Source organism: Yersinia sp. 2545 StPb PI (genome assembly GCF_052217125.1).
In the GTDB taxonomy this organism is placed as follows: Bacteria; Pseudomonadota; Gammaproteobacteria; order Enterobacterales; family Enterobacteriaceae; genus Yersinia; species Yersinia enterocolitica_E.
Genome location: NZ_JAZGPY010000001.1, coordinates 1,737,293 through 1,756,615 on the forward strand (window position 1 = coordinate 1,737,293; position 19,323 = coordinate 1,756,615).

Here is a 19,323-nt window from a genome sequence, read left to right on the forward strand (position 1 = left end):
TTAATATCGTGATGTCTAAATCTACCCGTGGGGCAGCAGAACCACCGACCCGTACTGTCGGGCCGATTAAGGCTTTTGTCCAGCGTTACCAAATGGCGCATGGCCGTAAACTGGTTATTGCCATGCCTTATTTGTGGCTATTTCTGTTGTTTATGTTGCCGTTCCTGATTGTATTCAAAATCAGTCTGGCCGAGATGGCGCGCGCCGTACCCCCTTATACCGATCTGGTTACCTGGCTGGACGGCAAGTTGGATATCTCGCTCAATCTTGGTAACTATCTGCAACTGCTCGATGATCCGCTGTATATCGATGCTTACCTGCAATCATTGCAAGTGGCTGCGGTGTCGACGCTATGCTGCCTGATTATCGGCTATCCATTGGCTTGGGCGATTGCACACAGTAAATCATCCACTCGTAATATCTTATTGCTGTTGGTGATTTTACCTTCATGGACCTCATTCCTCATTCGGGTTTATGCCTGGATGGGTATTCTGAAAAACAATGGAATCTTGAATAATTTCCTGATGTGGGCCGGGATTATTGATCAACCGCTGATTATTCTGCACACCAATCTGGCGGTATACATTGGTGTGGTCTATTCCTATCTGCCATTCATGGTACTGCCAATCTATACTGCGCTGACCCGACTGGATTATTCGTTGGTGGAGGCGGCGCTGGATCTGGGGGCCAAGCCATTTAAGACCTTTATCAGTGTCATTGTGCCATTGACCAAAGGTGGCATTGTTGCCGGTTCCATGTTGGTGTTTATCCCTGCGGTGGGTGAGTTTGTTATCCCTGAACTGCTCGGTGGGCCGGACAGCATTATGATTGGTCGTATTTTGTGGCAAGAGTTCTTTAACAATCGCGATTGGCCGGTTGCCTCGGCGGTTGCGACGGTGATGTTAGTGCTGCTGATTGTGCCGATACTCTGGTTCCACAAGCATCAGAATAAAGAGATAGGAGGCCCGGTATGAATAACCTACCGGAAGTACGTTCGGTCTGGCGTCGGGTGATCCTTATTGTCGGTTATACCTTCTTGTATGCGCCGATGTTGATGCTGGTTATCTACTCATTTAACAGCTCTAAACTGGTAACCGTATGGGCGGGGTGGTCAACCCGTTGGTATACAGAGCTATTTAATGATTCAGCGATGATATCTGCCGTTGGCCTGAGTCTGACTATTGCCGCCGCCTCCGCCACGATGGCGGTGGTTCTGGGGACAATAGCCGCGGTGGTGATGGTGCGTTTTGGCCGTTTTCGCGGTTCAACCGGTTTTGCTTTTATGCTGACAGCGCCGTTGGTGATGCCCGATGTGATTACCGGTTTATCATTGCTACTGCTGTTTGTTGCTATGGGGCATGCTATCGGTTGGCCAGCAGAGCGCGGCATGTTCACCATCTGGCTGGCGCACGTCACCTTCTGTACTGCCTATGTGACGGTAGTGATAAGTTCTCGTCTGCGTGAGCTGGACCGTTCTATTGAAGAAGCCGCCATGGATTTGGGGGCCACACCACTGAAAGTGTTCTTCGTGATTACCGTGCCGATGATTGCACCGGCATTAATCTCCGGCTGGTTATTGGCCTTTACTTTATCGCTGGACGATTTAGTGATTGCCAGCTTTGTTGCCGGCCCAGGGGCGACAACCTTGCCGATGCTGGTCTTTTCTAGTGTGCGGATGGGGGTTAATCCAGAGATTAATGCCCTTGCCACACTTATCTTGCTGGTGGTTGGGATAATCGGTTTAATCGCGTGGTGGTTTATGTCCCGTTCGGAAAAGCAGCGGTTGCGTGAATTACGAAAAGCTGCCCGTAGCTGATTGCCGTTAAAACTGTTAGGCTTCATTCTGCTTTAACGCCGCTGACCAGCGGCGTTATTGTCAGGGATAACATTAGGTTGCAGCAACCGGACTGAGGGCAGATAGGGCGACATGAGAAAACTATTTTCATCCTTAGCATTTTCATCCTCTGCAACGACGCCAGTACCGGTCCTCATCGCCGGTACTGCCATTATTGCTACCCGTATCCTCGGCGTATTATTATTGGTTGCGACTCTGGGGTGGGTGGGTACCGGCGAATTTATCAGTGAAAGTCTGCAAAGCTGGGATTTTGGCCTGATCTTCTTGGCCAGTGTGGTGCTATTGCTGTTAGAGATTGTCTGCGGCGCTGCGGTGTGTTATCGCAAGAACTGGGCGCGTTGGTGCTATTTGGCGTGTCAGATTATCGCGAGTGTTTATTTGTTGATGGTGTCACTGGACTGGTTGTATTTAGATGTTTTTCGGGTTGAAGGTGATACCGGCAGCGAAATTCTACATAGCCTACTGTTACAGAAGATCCCTGATGTGGTGATTATCGGTTTGCTGTTTTTCCCCTGGTACCGCTATTTCCCTCAGTCAAAATGAGTGTTTAGCGCGGCACAATGCTACAATTCGCCTCATCAACAGCCTCGGCTGCAAATTATTCAACTTCTCAGATTATAACGGTCAATATTAATGCATTGCGCACAGTATACGGCGGGTCGCTGTCGTTCCTGCCAGTGGCTGGATAAACCCTATCCACAACAACTGGCTGACAAACAACATCATTTGGAGAGTCTGCTAGCTGGTCACCCTGTGGTTCAGTGGTTAGCGCCGGTTTTCGGGCGTGAGAACGCTTTTCGTAATAAAGCGAAAATGGTGGTCAGTGGTAGTGTTGAACGGCCGCTATTAGGGATGTTGCATCGTGACGGTACCCCGGTCGATTTATCTGACTGTCCACTCTACCCGGCCAGTTTTGCCCCGGTCTTTACCGTGCTGAAAACGTTTATAGCCCGCGCCGGTCTCACACCCTATAACGTTGCACGTAAACGCGGCGAGCTTAAATTCCTGTTATTGACTGAAAGTACTTATAGCGGTGAGTTAATGCTGCGCTTTGTACTGCGTTCTGAAACCAAGCTGGCGCAATTACGCGCAGCACTGCCATGGTTACAGCAGCAATTGCCTCAACTGGCTGTTATCTCGGCTAATATTCAGCCAGTGCATATGGCAATCTTGGAAGGGGAGCAAGAAGTCCCGTTAACTGAACAGCAGGCGCTGCCCGAACTGTTTAATCAGGTGCCGCTGTTTATCCGGCCACAAAGTTTTTTCCAGACCAATCCTCAGGTTGCCGCCTCACTGTATGCCACGGCACGGCAATGGGTGCGGGAGCTGGATATCAGCAGTATGTGGGATCTGTTTTGCGGAGTAGGTGGTTTTGGTTTGCATTGTGCCAGCACCGAGACGCAACTCACCGGTATTGAAATCAACGCGGAAGCCATCGCCTGCGCACGCCAATCGGCGCAGCAGTTGGGATTAAAGAATGTCAGTTTTGCTGCACTGGATTCCACCCGTTTCGCCGCCGCAGAAACGCAAGTGCCGCAGTTGGTATTGGTTAACCCCCCACGGCGTGGCATTGGTGCTGAACTGTGTGACTATCTTGCTCAGATGGCACCTGAATTCATACTCTATTCAAGCTGTAATGCGCAGACAATGGCGAAAGATATCAGCCTATTAGCCGATTACCATATTGAGCGGGTGCAGTTGTTTGATATGTTTCCGCATACCGCCCACTATGAAGTTCTAATCTTACTTACCCTGCGGCCTTGAAGTTGTAGGGTTGTTAGCTACCTTCATTCACCCGAATCACTTACTTGAGTAAGCTCATCGGGATGCGTTCGTTTGCCGCCTACCTACAACTGCAATGACTTTGGGGAAGTTATTAAATCAGTTTGGAAACCACTTATCATTGATAGCTTTATATGTCCCATCGGCTTTCACTGCATCAATGGCTTTATTCAACTTCTCCAACAATGCGGTATTCTCCGGGCGTACCGCAATGCCAAGGCCAGTGCCGAAGTATTGTGGGTCGGTCACATGTTCGCCAACTGATGCCAGGTTCGGGTTGGTTTTCAGCCACTCATTCACTACCGCAGTATCACCAAACACCCCATCAATACGGCCATTTTTCAGGTCAATGATGGCATTCTGGTAGCTGTCATAAGCCACCGTCTGAATTTCAGGATGTTTGTCCTGCAAATACTTCTGATGAGTGGTGCCATTTTCCATCCCGATTTTCTTGCCTTTCAGATCGGCAAAAGAACTGAATTTACCTTTTGGTGCAATCACAATGGCGGAGTTTGCATAGTAAGGTTGGGTGAACGCGACCTGCTTGCTACGCTCAGGGGTAATATCCATGCCAGAAATGACGGCATCATAACGTTTGAATTTCAGCGCTGGGATAAGACTATCAAAAGCCTGATTGGTGAAGGTACAGTTGGCCTCCATTTGTTTACACAACGCTTTTGCCAGATCCATATCGAAGCCGACGATTTCGTTATTGGCATCCATTGATTCAAATGGCGGATAGGTGGCTGAGGCAGCAAAACGAATAGTTTCTGCGGCAGTCGCGCTGAAAACCATACCACTTAGTAGGGTTGCCAATAGTAACTTTTTCATGCTTAAACTCCTGTCTGAATTTTTTAAATAAAATGAGCTATTAGTTATTGATTTTATTATAACTGGTGGTTTTTCATCACGTTCTATTTGGATGAATTATGGTATTTACATTGCCATTTTATGAATTTATATGCAAGTAATGTGATTAAAAATTTAATTTTATTTTAATCACTGGAAGGACAGGACAGGCGAGAGGTTTGGGTTTGGTTGACAGCAAATCGGATCTAGTTTCGGTTGATAATCGTTTGTGATCAAGTTCGGTTGACATGAGTGCGGTGATCACCTCGCCATGTGGTGCCTCAACCGCCAAGGGGGTTACAAGCGCGTAACCCCCTTGGAACCCCTGCGCTTGCGCACGTATCGCCAGCCTGCTTCGCAGGTGCCCTCGGCTCATCATTTCGGCTAGCGGACGGATTTATTATGGCCTCTTTGAGGCTAGCCTCCGGGCCAACGCAAGCGTTGTTCAAAACTGCTTCGCAGTGTTGTCGCGTCCCTGCTCATGACGCCTCAACCCGCCGTCCATGGCGGATTTCCCTTACTCCACTCTTCACTCGGCTGCTCAAATGTGCTTTTAAACATCAAAACCTAAAAACCATGGTTTTGAATTGGCTTTTGACGTTGAGCGCAATCAGGAATGTTGCCGACCAGGAGGGAGGGTAGAGTGAGCGGGCATGGACAAATCTGCCGGGAACAGATTTGAACGCTGCTAGCAGCGGCCCCGAAGGGGTGAGTTCCAGGGATGGGACGAATTACCCCCGCGAAAAGCGCGCTTGAGCAGGGATGCGAATCGCGCTGGCTCGTTAGCCCAAAAGACGCAGGAGGTTTACCCACAGGGCAATATTTAGCGCAAGCGCGGGATTGCATAAGGGGCCACGCTTATGGCCCCTTTGCCGGTTGGTTCATTGGAGGTCAGGTGAGCTGTGAAGCCCTAACAACCGAATATGATCACTAAACAGCTAACAACCAAATTGGTCACAAAATCAAAAGAATAATCTTAATTGCGCCGCTCAAACGCCAGTGCTCTGCGTTCCACCAATCTCATCAGCAACGTCAGCAAACCATTCACGCACAGATAGACAATCCCGGCGGCACCAAACACCATCACGTCATAGGTACGGCCATACATCAGTTGGCTATAGCCCATAACTTCCATCAATGTGATGGTATAAGCCAATGAGGTACTTTTGAATACCAAGACCACTTCATTGGAATAGGATGATAATGCGCGCTTAAAGGCAAATGGCAGTAGGATGCGTAACGATTGGGCTTTTGACATCCCCAATGCTTCGCAAGATTGCCACTGACCCGATGGAATTGCCCTAACTGCACCGTAGAACAGTTGCGTAGTATAGGCCGCACTGTTCAATGCCAACGCAATCATTGCGCACAACCAAGGTTGCGACAATAAGCTCCATAACCACGGATATTCACGGATAGCGGGGAATTGACCTGGACCGTAATAGATCAAAAAGATCTGCACCAGCAGCGGGGTGCCGGTGAACAGTGTGATATAAATTTTAACCAGTGGCGTGATAATCGGTGTTTTTAGCGTTAACACAATGGTAAACAGCAGCGACAACACCAGTGCCACCAACAGTGATGCAATCGTCAACGTCAGGCTGGTATGCAGCCCTTTAAGGATCTCGGGTAAATATTCCAGCATCAGGATGGGCTCCGTTCAAAACGAGTGGTACGGAGTTCAATCCATTTGAGCACATACTGGCTCAGCAGAGTCACCACCAAGTAGATTGCCGCTGCAATTACATACCAAGTGAAAGGTTCCTGGGTCCGGGTTGCAATACTTTTGGTTTGTAGCATCAGGTCATTGACGCTGATAAGTGACACTAACGCCGTGTCTTTCAGCAGCACTAACCACTGATTGCCCAAGCCTGGCAATGCATGACGCCACATCTGCGGCATGATCAAACGGAAGAAGATGGCCGCCTGACTCAAACCCAATGCCTGACCGGACTCCCACTGCCCGATAGGCACTGCTTTCAGTGCGCCGCGTAAGGTTTGCGAGGCGTAAGCAGAATAGAGCAGGGCGAGTGCGATAACACCGCACAAGAACGGACTCACCTCAAAATTATCGATATTGAGCTTAATGGGGAGCTCAAACAGATAAAGATTCAGGGTAAAACCGTCCGACAGCATCATCAACAACTGGGAGGAGCCGAAATAGATAAACAGGACCACCAGAATCTCCGGTAGCCCACGCAAAATGGTGACCCAGCCGGTAGTCAGGTAGCTGACCACTTTCACCCGTGATGATTCACAGACGGCAAACAGCATCGCCAGAACCAGACCGAGGGCCAGTGCACAAACGGCAAGGCCGACGGTCATACCGGCGGCGCTTGCTAAAGGTTGAAATTCATTCATGGGTGTTTAGATTACTGCTGGAACCATTTTTTATAAATTGTCTGATAGGTGCCATCTGCTTTAACTTTCGCCAGTGCAGCATCTAACTTACCCTGTAACTCGGTGTTGTTCTGACGCACTGCGATACCTAAACCGGTACCGAAATAGTCAGCGTCAGTCACTTTGTCACCCACCGCAGCGAGTTGGTTATTCTGCTTCAACCACTCGTTGACGACCGCAGTGTCGCCAAATACTGCGTCCAGACGGCCATTTTTCAAATCAAGAATAGCATTCTGATAGCTGTCATAAGGTACGGCGGTAATTTCAGGGTGTTTTTCCATCAGGTATTTCTGATGGGTAGAACCATTCTGCATCCCGACTCGTTTGCCTTTCAGGGCCGCCAAATCAACCACTTTACCTTTCTCAGCGATAAACAGTGCGGAGTTATCGTAATAAGGTTTAGTAAAGGCTACTTGTTTTTGGCGCTCAGGGGTAATGTCCATACCTGAAATCACCGCATCAAAACGTTTGAATTTCAGGCTTGGGATCAAGCTGTCAAAGGCTTGGTTGGTAAAGGTACATTCGGCTTGCATCTCTTTACACAGCGCATTAGCCAGATCGATATCGAAGCCCTGCATTTTATTATTAGCATCAATAAATTCGAATGGCGGGTAAGTGGCTTCAGCCGCGAAACGGATAGTTTCCGCGGCAGAGGCGGACAGACTGATACTGGCAAGGACGGCCGCTATTATTAATTTTTTCATCGCAAATTCCCAAATAGATATCAATGTGACAGATAGCTGGCAAAAGCTTCGGTTGTTGGTTGTGTAAAGTGGCTGGCATCACCTTGTTCCACCACATGACCGTTTTCCATGTAGACCACACGGCTGGCCGTTTTGCGGGCCACTTCAACCTCATGGGTAACAATCACCTGAGTGATGCCGGTGCCGGCCAATTCACGGATGATACTGACGATTTGTGCGGTAATTTCCGGGTCAAGTGCCGCTGTGGGTTCGTCAAACAGCAAAACTTGCGGCTCCATCATCAACGCGCGGGCAATCGCCACTCGCTGTTGTTGGCCACCAGAAAGGTGCAGGGGGAAGCGGTCAGCAAAATCAGTCAAACGCAACCGTGACAGCAGCTTCTGCGCCCGTGCCATGGCTTCATCTTTTGATAGACCCAGCACACGGCAAGGGGCTTCAATCAGGTTTTGTACCACTGACAGATGTGGCCAAAGATTATATTGCTGAAACACCATACCCACATTTTGGCGCAATTCGCGAATCGCTTTTGCACCGGGAGCCTGAGTAAAGTCGAAGTGATTACCGGCGATCTGCAAAGTCCCTGAACGGGGCATTTCCAACAGATTGAGTACGCGCAGTAATGAGCTTTTACCTGCACCGCTTGGCCCTAATAGCACTAAGGTCTCGCCGGCCGGGCAGTCTAATGTAATGTCGAACAGCGCCTGATGTACGCCGTAATAACAGTTAATTCCGTTAAGTTGAATACTCATGCGCCAAATCTGAATAGCCAATGATGCGGTGAATGGTAACTTCCGCGGCATACTTATGCAATCTTTGTGCGTTAAAATTTATTAATAACCAGAATAAACCCAGCAAAACAGCATAACATTTGGATTTGACTGATATCCGAGGGAATTTGTCACGCGATGCATAAATCTGACAGAGCTATCCCCGTTATCTTTCAAATTGCAGGGGTGTTGGCTGCTCTCGCTAACCCGAATTACTTACCGGTGTAAGCTCATCGGGATGCACTCCTTTGCCGCCTACCTGCAATCCGAAATCTATAGGGGATACTCATTTTCTTTCAAATTGCAGGGGTGTTGACTGTTCTCGCTAACCCGAATCACTTACCAGTGTAAGCTCATCGGGATGCACTCTTTTGCCGCCTACCTGCAATCCGAAATCTATAGGGGATACTCATTTTCTTTCAAATTGCAGGGATGTTGGCTGCTCTCGCTAACCCGAATCACTTACCAGTGTAAGCTCATCGGGATGCACTCCTTTGCCGCCTACCTGCAATCCGAAATCTATAGGGGATACTCATTTTCTTTCAAATTGCAGGGGTGTTGGTGGCATTTTGGGCTGGTTAGTGATCACCCAGTAGCTGCCGTAAGCTCCCTGCCGGTGCAGATACCCCCATAAAACGGATATCGTCGACAACCCAGCATGTCCCTTCACGTATCATCAGCACTTCGTCTTGCCACATCACCGATTGGCCACCTGCAGTTTGATGCGTCAAATTAACCCGCAGCGGAATATTTCTGGCATCGGTATTGGGAATGGTTGAGGCACTGGCAACGTCGGCACTGGTACTCCCTTCCCGCAGGCTGGTGAAAATATCGCCGTTTATGGTTTGAGTTTTATTCACCTGGGTCGTAGTGCGGTTGCCAGTCTGTTTTCTGGCAATCTGAATTTGTTCGTACAACGCCTGACTCAAATAAGGGCGAAATTGGGCCGAGAGATTATCATCAGGCAAGCCACTTTGATGACCAATTTGTTGCACGCGGAGGTCATAGAATTTTTGCGCTACGGTATCCGGCCCACCTTCAACACAAGGTGCAGTACGGCTGCTGATATCCTTATAAGCGGGATCAACGGTGCTGGTACAGGCGCTAAGTAGAATGGCAAGAGGAAGAACAACGGCAATATTTTTCTTTTTCATATGATGACCTTAGGTGAAAGAATCTGTTATGAAAGTTATTTCAGTATATACCCAAAGTCATCAGAGTTGCAGTTGGTCAGTAAATCAACCATTTCCACCAATTTTTACCTAGGGTGCTGTTTTACTTAGCGCATAACTTACCGTGCTCTTTCAGCCAGCGGGCGGTACGGATAATCCCTTCGTCCAGTGAGACAATGGGCCGATAGCCTAATTCTTCTTCAGCTCGGTGGGTATCCAACGTTAGATCAAAATTGAGCTTAGCGACGCCATAATGTGTCAGCACCGGCTCTTTTTCTGCTTTATTCCCCAGTTTCTCCATGGCTCTGGCCATGATATCCATCATCGGGTAGGGCACGGAGCGGATACGGCATGTCATATCCAACTCTTCCAGTAAATGTTGCACGATGGTGCGCAACGGGCGGGGCTGCTGATTGGTAATATTATAAGCGCGACCGGACAGCGTGTTCTCACGTTGAGTCGCCAGCCACATCGCATGCACTGCATTTTCCAGGTAAGTCATATCCACCAACGCATTACCGCCACGGGGTAACAGCAAAGTGCCATAATACTTAATCATCTGTAACAGGCGCGGCAGCATCACGGTGTCGTGAGGGCCAAATAACCCCTGCGGACGTAAAATAGTGAAATGGGTTTGTGGATTGGAAAGTGCTAATTGTTTGATAACCTCTTCACCGGCAGCTTTACTGCGGGCGAACTCGTTAGCAAAACGTGCCGGGCGGAAGTCCTCCTGAATATTTCGATGGTGGTGATAATCGAAATAGATAGCAGGTGAGGAGATATGAATAAAATTCTCCACACCATAGGCTGCGGCCCATTCCCCCAAACGGCGTGTGGCGCGCACATTAGCCAGTTCGAACGCCTGTTCGGTGCCCCAAGGAGAGGTAAAACTAGAGCAATGCCATAGGGTATCGACGTCTGCCAGCATGGCTTTCGCCTGCGAGGAGACCAGGTTTGTCAAATCTGCATGAATAAATTCAGCACCTATTTTTGTCAACAATGCGCCCATCGCCGGATTGTTGCCGGTGGCGATGACTTTAATACCCTGACGACGGAGATATTCAACGGCATTTCGGCCTAACCCACAGGTTGCACCGGTGACCAATACCTTCATAGCGAATTCGGTTCCCACCAAAAATCAGAATGCTAGCGTTTGGAATCATTCGCCCAGCAAATAAGATGCCATTCTTTCGTGAAATGCGGTGCTATGCAATCAGAATCCCCTGCTTACTTGAATTTGCAGCGTTATTAGCTGCAACGCCCATTAAATAGGGGATGCATCACGCCGTTTGATTTAAGGCTCTGATTCGTTGTGCGCGGGTGCGGTAGGTTCACGATCATATTGCTCGGCCAGCGCCGCGATGCGTTTTGCCATTCCACGGAAAATAAACAGGTGTGCTGGCATCATTACAAACCAGTACAGTAAACCGCTAAAACCGGCCGGATGCCACCACGCCCGCACATCAATGCTTCGGCAGCCACCTAAATCCTTGATAGTAAAAGTGAGACGGCCCAGACCCGGCGCTTTCATGCCGAACATCATGGCTAATTGGCGTAATGGTTTGATTGTAATGACTTTCCAACCATCAATCAGGTCGCCTAATGCCAGTGTTTCCCGCTCTGGGCGGCCATATACCACGCCACCACCGGCGATGTCATCCATCCAGGCGCGGATTTTCCATAACGGATTGCCATAAAAATAACCTTCTTTACCGCCGATTTGTTGCACCACGTGCCACAGCGCCTCACTGGAGGCGGTAGTCGATAGCTGGCAACCGGCCTGTTTAGGGTAAAATCCGTAGCCGGGCCGCCAGCGGGCGCGGGCCTCGGGGTCGTAGCCCCAGTCGGCGGAGTCGACCACTTCATCTTCACGGCGCAGTGTCTCTTTGACCGCGTCGTCAAAACTTATCAACTGTTGTGGGATAAGCGCCTGCAAAGCCTCACCATTGGCTGGTAAATCATGGTTCAATCCGGCAATCAATGCACTGGCAATCGACGTGGGTACCGAGGTGACCAGATTGATGAAATAAACCGAAATAAACCGGGTAGGGAGTGGGATCGGAATCAGCCAACGCCGTTTACCACTGATCGCAATAAAGCGCTCAAACAGGGTCTGATAACTGATGTATTCCGGCCCGGCAACCTCGAAAATTCGGTTATCTTGTGCCGGATGGTTGAGTAATTCAGTCAAATACACCAGCAGGTTATCCAGTGCAACGGGCGAAGATTTAGAACGAACCCAGCGTGGCGGGGTGAGGATGGGCAGGTTATAAACCATATCGCGCATCACTTCAAACGCGGCCGAACCGGGGCCGACGATAATACTGGCGCGCAGTTCGGTGACCGGAATGCCGCTTTGGCGCAGCAGTTCACCGGTTAACTTACGCGCAATCAGATGAGGCGAGCTGTTATCCTCGGGTTGTAATGCACCTAAATAAATAATCTGTTTCACCGTGGGCGATGAGGTTGCGGCGCTGTGTTGTAGCGCCGTTTTCAGATTATTAGCAGCAATACGTTCCTGTTCAATCAAGTCCTGCCCGTCGCCCATACCATGAACCAGATAATAAACGACATCAATATCTTGCAACGCAGCACTGAGGGTGGTTGGCTGATAAAGATCAACGAAGCGACAATCGACCCCCGACCACTGTTGCTCTTTTAACCACTCAATGCGGCGGGCGGCGGCAATAACATGGTGTCCTTGTTGGCTGAGCTTTGGAACCAGGTGCTGGCCGATATAGCCACTGGCACCTAATACCAATATCCGTTGCGGTGTCATGAGCGCTGCTCGGTCAAAAATTCACGCCACAGCGCAACCACTTTCTCCAGATCATGGCGGCTGATATTGAGGTGAGTAATCATTCGAGTTACCGGGCCTGCACTGATCAATATACCGCGTTCACGCATCCAAGGGCCAAGCTTGGCGGCAGCCTCGGCGGATTGCTTAATATACAGTACGTTGGTCTGCGCTCCGGGTGCTGCAATTTCGATATCCAATGCGCGCAGTTGCTGCTCTAGCCATATTGCATTGTCATGGTCATCTTTTAACCGGCTGACATTGTGCTCTAAGGCATACAAGCCTGCCGCGGCCAGAATACCCGCCTGACGCATACCGCCACCGGTCATTTTACGCCAGCGGCGGGCGCGTTGAATATACTCAGCACTGCCGCACAACAGGGAACCCACCGGTGTGCCCAACCCTTTTGAGAGGCAAATCGTCAGGGTATCGCAATACTGGCTGATCTCGCTTAGTGGCACATTTAAGGCGACGGCAGCATTAAAAATACGTGCGCCATCGATATGCAGTGCCAGTTTCTTCTCTCGAGTCAGCGCCCAAGCTTGCTGTAAATAACGAAGAGGCAACACTTTGCCGCTATGGGTATTTTCCAAACTCAACAGCCGGGTCTGAGCAAAATGAATATCATCGGGTTTGATGGCTGCCAACACTTTATCCAGTGGCAGGGTACAGTCATCATTGGCTTCAATAGGTTGTGGCTGAATGCTACCAAGCACTGCCGCGCCACCAGCTTCATACAGATAGTTATGGGCTTTCTGACCGACAATATACTCTTCACCCCGCTGGCAGTGGGTTAATAGTGCCACCAGATTGGCCTGGGTGCCGGTTGGTAGGAACAGTGCCGCTTCCTTACCTGACAGGCTGGCGGCTTTAGCTTCCAAGGCATTAACCGTTGGGTCATCGCCATAGACATCATCACCCACTTCAGCGTTAGCCATCGCATTGCGCATTGCGGTGTCAGGTTGAGTTACTGTGTCACTACGTAAATCGATCAGCATAATTTTCTCGCGGTCAGAATAAGAAGATATTCTTCATCATAGCCAGATTGATAAAACAAGAAAGGAGTGAAAGGTATTATTTAGCTATTTGGTGAGTAATATTTATCGTGATAACTGATAATTAATTCGAATTGGCATTATTGGCTGATTTATTAGGATTTTTCTCGCTGGGCATAGACCAAACACGAAGATGTATTAATTTCCTCCAGGCATTTGCCTTGTTTATCGGTAAAAAACCGCGTTTCCAGTTCGTGGGCATCAGCCTTATCCAATAATATGAAACCGTATTGCTCCAGCAAGGTATCTATGCCGCGGGTAGTGATACCAAACGTCCACTCTTCGCCAATACTGCGTACACGTTCAACACTCTCTTTTGCGCCATATTCCGGGTTGTGCTGGGGTAAGCCTTCTTCGTCGGTTAATACCGAGAGTTCCGTCAACAGATGAGCGTAAACAAAGTCGCAGATAATTTGGCTACCTTCATTGCAGTAGTCACTTATGGCACTAAACAGTGTTTTTACCTGTTCTGGCTCGAGGTACATCAATAACCCCTCCAGCAGAAACAGGCATTTTTCACCCGCCTGTAACGGGATATCCGCCAGAATGTCCGCCAGACTTTGCAGATTAAAATCAAGGGGTAAAAAAGTTAGATTGGTAGGTGGGGTGATATCGCACTCACGGAGTTTCTCTATTTTAGATTGTTGCATGGCTGGATGGTCTATCTCATAAACCCGGCTATGTTGCAGTGCGTGATAGAAACGAATTGCTCTTGAATCAAAGCCCGCACCCAGAATAAATATTTTACTAAATCGACCCGCGGTTTTCTTAAATAGATCATCGATATACAAGGTTCTGGCGACAATATAAGGGTAAATTCCTGCCGGGGTAGCGATATGTAAACTATCATCGCCCAATAGAAAGGTTTTCTGCATCATAGAAAAGAATGAATGGAAGGTCTGGCTTAGAATAACCGCCACGTAATCATCACTTTTAAAATAAGGCCGTTTATCACCGTATGACTTTGCCCGCAGTAAACAGGTTAATTCAGCCGTAGCCGAAGTCCCTGATTTGGCTCTCTTTGACATAATGACACCACCATAAATAAAGTTAGCGTGCTGCTTATATAGCTACTAACAATTATCCTGATAAATAATGGCAACCACTGATTAAAAGACAGTACGCCTCTATTTGCTATTTTGCTGGGTGACGAGTAAAAAATGTCGTTTATGACACATAAAATATAAGGATAATTTCTGTCTCAATCAGAAACTGGAGGGGGGAAACAATGAAAGTGATTAAAAAACCACTTTCATTGCTAATTATTCTGTTACCAGATGGCTTAGGGAATCAGCGGAGCCAGTTGGTTTTTGCCAGCTCGACCACCTCATCGCCACGGCCATTAATGATAGCCCTTAGCATGTAAAGGCTGAATCCTTTGGCTTGCTCAAATTTGATTTGTGGTGGCATCGACAGCTCTTGCTTGGCGGTGACCACATCGAGCAAAACCGGCCCCGGATGAGCGAAAGCACTCTCTAGTGCGGCATCTAATTCGGAGGCTTTCTCGACCCGAATCCCTTTGATACCGGCGGCATTGGCAATGGCGGCAAAGTCTGGATTATGCAAGTCAGTGCCATCGGTCAGATAGCCACCGGCTTTCATCTCCATGGCGACAAACCCCAGAACACTGTTGTTAAACACCACAATTTTCACCGGCAGTTTTAATTGTGCCAGAGTGAGAAAATCCCCCATCAGCATGGTGAAACCACCGTCACCGCATAAGGCAACCACTTGCCTGTCAGGGGCCGTTGCTTGCGCGCCAATGGCTTGTGGCATGGCATTGGCCATCGATCCATGGTTAAACGATCCCAGTAAACGCCGCTTACCGTTCATTTCCAGATAGCGGGCCGCCCATACCGTCGGTGTGCCGACATCACAGGTGAATATTGCGTCATCAGTGGCATGGCGGCTAATCTGTTGTGCCAGATATTGCGGGTGGATGGGTTGATTATCATTGGCGATCGCCAAACCATCCAGATCTTTACGGGTGGTACGGTAGTGCTCTAACGCTTTTTGCAAAAATGTGCTGTCACTTTTGACTTCTAGTTGTGGCAACAGCGCGCTAAGCGTGGTTTTGATATCGCCGACCAGCGCCATATTGACCGGGCAATGCGCACCAATACTGCCGGGGTTGATATCAATTTGGATGATATTGGCGTTGGTTGGATAGAATGCACGGTAGGGGAATTGTGTTCCCAGCAGAATCAGGGTATCGGCATTGAGCATGGCATGATAACCGGAGGCAAAACCAATCAGCCCTGTCATGCCAACGCTGTAAGGGTTATCCCACTCAATATGTTCTTTCCCGCGTAGGGCATGTACTACCGGGGCTTGCAGCATTTCAGCTAACTTCACCACTTCATCGTGGGCGTCAGCACAGCCGCTACCACACATTAGCGTGATATTTTTCGCCTGATTAAGCGTTTGCGCCAAAATGTTCAACTCACTCATCAGCGGCTGAACTAGCGGTAATTTGGGTGTTTGCCACACGATGGCGGCATCTTCTGGTGCAGGTTGTAACGCCACGTCACCTGGCAATACGATCACTGATACGCCGCGATTGAGGATAGCTTGACGCATGGCGATTTCCAGCACCCGTGGCAACTGTTCCGGGTTAGAAACCAGCTCACAATAGTGGCTGCATTCGCGAAACAGTTCTTGCGGATGGGTTTCCTGGAAATAACCACTGCCAATCTCACTGGAGGGAATATGTGCGGCAATAGCCAATACGGGGACATGATTACGATGACAGTCAAACAGGCCATTAATCAAATGCAAATTACCCGGGCCACAGGAACCGGCACAGACTGCTAACTGCCCGGTGAGTTGTGCCTCAGCCCCGGCGGCAAAGGCGGCCACCTCTTCATGGCGAGTACCCAGCCATTCGATAGTGCCCATCCGATGCAGACTATCACTCAGGCCATTGAGTGAGTCGCCGGTTACACCCCATATTCGCTTAACACCTGCTTGTTCCAACGTTTTTGCGACCAGTGTTGCCACAGTTTGCTTCATAGTTGTGTTCCCTCAAGGATTAATGGCGAGTCATTATTCTATGAGGTCAAAGTATGGCGCGTTTGGCAATAATTGCGCCATTAATGGAGGCTAATCGGCATTCAGGCTAGTTGGACATCACCTTGTAACTGGCAGCTACAAGCTAACACATAACCTTGAGCAATCTCTTCTGCTGTCAGCGTCATGGTGCTGCTGGTGGTATATTCGCCATGCAGAATACGGGTTTTACAAGAACCACAAACACCCGCGCGGCAGGCGGCCATCACCGGTACTTTGTGTTGTTCCAAGGCGAATAGCAGGGACGTACCCACCGGGACTTTAACACTGCGCAAAGGATGGCTGATGGTCATCGTCAATTCATTACCGCTATCGACAACGTCGTCACGGGTGCGGAACTGCTCTTTCTGGAAATGATCTGCTGGAACTGATTGTTCGCGGCAATACTGCTCAACCCAATCCATATAGGGCGCGGGCCCACAAGTCATCACCCGGCGGTGGGCAATGTCAGGTGCTACCTGTTGCATTATTTGTGCATTGATTCTACCTGCAACGAACCCATCGCTGGCCTCTGATTCAGCCATCAATGTGAGCTGTAATTGTTGTGGATAGCGCTGTAACAAGGCTTGCCAGCTAGCGGCAAAAATGACATCTGCTGGTGAGCGCACATTAAATATCACCCGGATATCTGCTTGTGCACGCCGTGCCAGTAAGTCACGACACATCGACATCACGGGAGTGACACCACAGCCAGCAGCTAGCATCAGGTAGTGGTCATCATCAGCGTGAGCACAAGTAAAATCGCCCTGAGCATCGGAAAGCCACAGGTAATCCCCCACCTTGACTTGCTGGGTCAACCAGCGTGATCCTTCCCCATCAGCTAAACAGCGCACGGTGAGCTGGATAAACGGACTTAAACCGGGTGTCGAGGAAAGCGTATATGCCCGCAGCGTTTCATCACTATTGCGAATGCTTACCAAGGCATATTGGCCCGGCAAATAAGGATAAAAATCGTGATTAATTAACCGCAGGCTCCAGACATCGGGTGTTTCTTGCCAGATGGAATGAACTTGCATGCGGTTAGGGCACAGGGCGGTAGGACAGTCGGTTGGGATAAAATCAGTCATCAAAACCTCACAACGAATCAGGTCATTTTCGGGCAAAAAGCCATTAATAGTGCCCGACCAGTGGCAATAAACCACTCTGGCCGGGCAATGTGCCATTACTTAATGAGCCAAAATATTGACTTAACTCCCCAAAATCGCACTCATATCTTGCTCTACGGTGGTAATAGGACGCATACCAAATTTCTCGTAGAGGATGGCCATCAGGTTGTCAGTCAGGAAACCTGGCGCGGTCGGGCCGGTATAAATATTTTTGACACCCAATGACAACAGGGTCAGGAGAATGACAATGGCTTTCTGTTCAAACCATGACAGTACCAGACTGAGTGGCAGGTCATTGACGGTACAACCCAGTTTTTCTGATAATTTAACCGCCAGCATGATGGCGGAGTAAGCATCATTACACTGGCCGACATCCAGCAGGCGTGGCAAGCCTTCCAAGGTACCAAAATCCAGTTTGTTGAAGCGATATTTGCCGCAAGCCAGTGTCATGATGATGCAATCTTGTGGCACACTGCGGGCAAAATCAGTGAAATAGCTACGTTCTGTACGGCTACCGTCACATCCCCCGACCAGGAATACATGACGCAGCTTTTTAGTGGCGACCAAATCAATAACGGTATCTGCCGCATTCAACAAGGTCTGGCGGCCAAAGCCGACAGTAATCAAGTGTTCCAGCTCATTATACGGGAAGCCAGCCATCCCCAATGCCTGTTCAATGACGCGGGTGAAATCTTCCCCATCCAGGTGATTAACACCCGGCCAGCCAACAATACTGCGGGTCCAGATACGATCACCGTAATTGCCTACGTTCGGGTCAATGATACAGTTAGATGTCATTAGGATCGGACCGGGGAATTTGGCGAATTCGGTCTGCTGATTCTGCCAGCCACTGCCATAGTTACCCACCAGATGTGGATAGCGTTTTAACTCAGGGTAGCCGTGAGCAGGCAGCATTTCACCGTGGGTATAAATATTAACGCCGGTTCCCTGAGTTTGCTCCAACAGCATTTGTAAGTCTTTGAGATCATGACCGGAGATCAAGATAGCTTTACCGGCAACCGGGCGCACATTCACCGACGTTGGCTGTGGATCGCCATAGGCTTGGGTTTCGCCGTGGTCCAAAATGGCCATCACATTGAAGTTCATTTTGCCAATACCCATTGCATTATTCAGTAGCGTGTCGACATCACGCGGTTGGGTACCCAACCAGGCCATATAAGCATGATAATCAGCATAAATCTGCTCATCGAACTGCCCCAGGACATGGGCATGTTCCATATAGGCCGCCGCCCCCTTCAGTCCATACAAGCACAGCATGCGCAAGCCGTGGATATCGTCACCGACGTCAGCTTTATCGTTGTTTAGCGCAAATTGCAGCGATTGTTGTTGCAGGGTAGGGATATCGTCGGACAGTAGTTGTAGCTCAGCCAGTGGGTGATCAACCGTGATAGTGCTATCAAGCAAGCGGCAACGAATGGCCAGTGATTGGCGCAATAAGATGGCTTCTTTCGCGTAACCGACGATTCTGTCTGAGTCGAAATTCACATTGGTCAGGGTCGAGAAAAAAGCTCTGGGTGCAAAGCTATCAATCTGATGATCGATAATACCAAGTTCGCGGGCGGTCAATGCCCATGCGGAAAGCCCTTGCAGTACAGCAACTAATAGGTCTTGTAAATCAGAGGTTTCGGCGGTTTTTCCGCACATCCCCTGCGCGTAAGAGCAGCCGTTACCCGCAGGTGTTCGGATAGTTTGTTCACATTGCACACAGAACATAATTATTTTTCCTTTTAAAGTTGCATTTGTAAT

The 19,323-nt window shown here is 49.2% G+C and carries 17 protein-coding genes; 4 read left to right on the forward strand and 13 right to left on the reverse strand.

The annotated features are described in order from the left end of the window. The first annotated feature begins 11 nt into the window (after window positions 1-11). The 4 genes from potH (at window position 12) to rlmC (ending at window position 3,619) form a co-directional block, all read left to right on the forward strand. Window positions 12-974 (forward strand): putrescine ABC transporter permease PotH, encoded by a 963-nt coding sequence (potH, locus tag V1955_RS08005; protein WP_372569332.1) that lies wholly within the window; start codon window positions 12-14, stop codon window positions 972-974. Next, window positions 971-1,816 carry a putrescine ABC transporter permease PotI gene (potI, locus tag V1955_RS08010; protein WP_050084992.1) on the forward strand — a complete coding sequence of 282 codons (846 nt, stop codon included), beginning with the start codon at window positions 971-973 and terminating at the stop codon, window positions 1,814-1,816. Before potH ends, potI begins: the two co-directional genes overlap by 4 nt. Before the next feature lie 111 nt (window positions 1,817-1,927). Further along, window positions 1,928-2,398 (forward strand): YbjO family protein, encoded by a 471-nt coding sequence (locus tag V1955_RS08015; RefSeq protein WP_083158403.1) that lies wholly within the window; start codon window positions 1,928-1,930, stop codon window positions 2,396-2,398. A gap of 90 nt (window positions 2,399-2,488) precedes the next feature. Continuing rightward, a complete protein-coding gene (rlmC, locus tag V1955_RS08020) occupies window positions 2,489-3,619 on the forward strand; it encodes a 23S rRNA (uracil(747)-C(5))-methyltransferase RlmC (RefSeq protein WP_442820767.1) in 1,131 nt (376 codons plus the stop codon). Window positions 3,620-3,736: 117 nt separating this feature from the next. Here the strand turns inward: rlmC and artJ (V1955_RS08025) are convergent, their stop codons facing one another. The 13 genes from artJ (V1955_RS08025) to hcp all read right to left on the reverse strand — a co-directional run bounded on the left by artJ (V1955_RS08025) (window position 3,737) and on the right by hcp (window position 19,290). Further along, entirely contained in the window at window positions 3,737-4,468 is a 732-nt protein-coding gene (gene artJ, locus V1955_RS08025) for an arginine ABC transporter substrate-binding protein (protein ID WP_083158405.1), read from the reverse strand. A gap of 994 nt (window positions 4,469-5,462) precedes the next feature. Further along, the gene (gene artM, locus V1955_RS08030) at window positions 5,463-6,131 is read right to left on the reverse strand and encodes an arginine ABC transporter permease ArtM (protein WP_032899150.1); all 669 of its coding nucleotides are present in this window, start codon (window positions 6,129-6,131) and stop codon (window positions 5,463-5,465) included. Beyond that, window positions 6,131-6,847, reverse strand: a complete 717-nt coding sequence (artQ, locus tag V1955_RS08035) for an arginine ABC transporter permease ArtQ (RefSeq protein WP_005184781.1) — start codon at window positions 6,845-6,847, stop codon at window positions 6,131-6,133. The genes artM and artQ overlap by 1 nt, the downstream gene beginning before the upstream one ends. 11 nt (window positions 6,848-6,858) lie before the next feature. After that, complete coding sequence (gene artJ / locus V1955_RS08040) at window positions 6,859-7,590, reverse strand: arginine ABC transporter substrate-binding protein (RefSeq protein WP_442820768.1); 732 nt, start codon at window positions 7,588-7,590, stop codon at window positions 6,859-6,861. A gap of 20 nt (window positions 7,591-7,610) precedes the next feature. Beyond that, window positions 7,611-8,339, reverse strand: coding sequence for an arginine ABC transporter ATP-binding protein ArtP (gene artP / locus V1955_RS08045; protein WP_050074082.1), 729 nt, complete (start codon window positions 8,337-8,339; stop codon window positions 7,611-7,613). Between the two features lie 596 nt (window positions 8,340-8,935). Beyond that, window positions 8,936-9,511 (reverse strand): lipoprotein, encoded by a 576-nt coding sequence (locus V1955_RS08050; RefSeq protein WP_372569329.1) that lies wholly within the window; start codon window positions 9,509-9,511, stop codon window positions 8,936-8,938. Window positions 9,512-9,632: 121 nt separating this feature from the next. Beyond that, window positions 9,633-10,643, reverse strand: coding sequence for an NAD-dependent epimerase/dehydratase family protein (locus tag V1955_RS08055; protein ID WP_083158412.1), 1,011 nt, complete (start codon window positions 10,641-10,643; stop codon window positions 9,633-9,635). Window positions 10,644-10,823: 180 nt separating this feature from the next. After that, complete coding sequence (locus tag V1955_RS08060) at window positions 10,824-12,308, reverse strand: DUF2867 domain-containing protein (protein ID WP_372569328.1); 1,485 nt, start codon at window positions 12,306-12,308, stop codon at window positions 10,824-10,826. Further along, window positions 12,305-13,324 (reverse strand): low-specificity L-threonine aldolase, encoded by a 1,020-nt coding sequence (gene ltaE / locus V1955_RS08065; RefSeq protein ID WP_442820769.1) that lies wholly within the window; start codon window positions 13,322-13,324, stop codon window positions 12,305-12,307. Before ltaE ends, V1955_RS08060 begins: the two co-directional genes overlap by 4 nt. 152 nt (window positions 13,325-13,476) lie before the next feature. Beyond that, window positions 13,477-14,409: a class I SAM-dependent methyltransferase gene (locus V1955_RS08070; RefSeq protein ID WP_372559353.1), complete on the reverse strand. Its 933-nt coding sequence runs from the start codon at window positions 14,407-14,409 to the stop codon at window positions 13,477-13,479. A 262-nt stretch (window positions 14,410-14,671) separates the two neighbouring features. Next, window positions 14,672-16,393, reverse strand: a complete 1,722-nt coding sequence (gene poxB / locus V1955_RS08075; protein ID WP_083158416.1) for a ubiquinone-dependent pyruvate dehydrogenase — start codon at window positions 16,391-16,393, stop codon at window positions 14,672-14,674. 101 nt (window positions 16,394-16,494) lie between these two features. Further along, the gene (gene hcr, locus V1955_RS08080; RefSeq protein ID WP_442820770.1) at window positions 16,495-17,517 is read right to left on the reverse strand and encodes an NADH oxidoreductase; all 1,023 of its coding nucleotides are present in this window, start codon (window positions 17,515-17,517) and stop codon (window positions 16,495-16,497) included. A 120-nt stretch (window positions 17,518-17,637) separates the two neighbouring features. Next, complete coding sequence (gene hcp, locus V1955_RS08085; RefSeq protein WP_083158417.1) at window positions 17,638-19,290, reverse strand: hydroxylamine reductase; 1,653 nt, start codon at window positions 19,288-19,290, stop codon at window positions 17,638-17,640. Window positions 19,291-19,323: the final 33 nt, after the last annotated feature.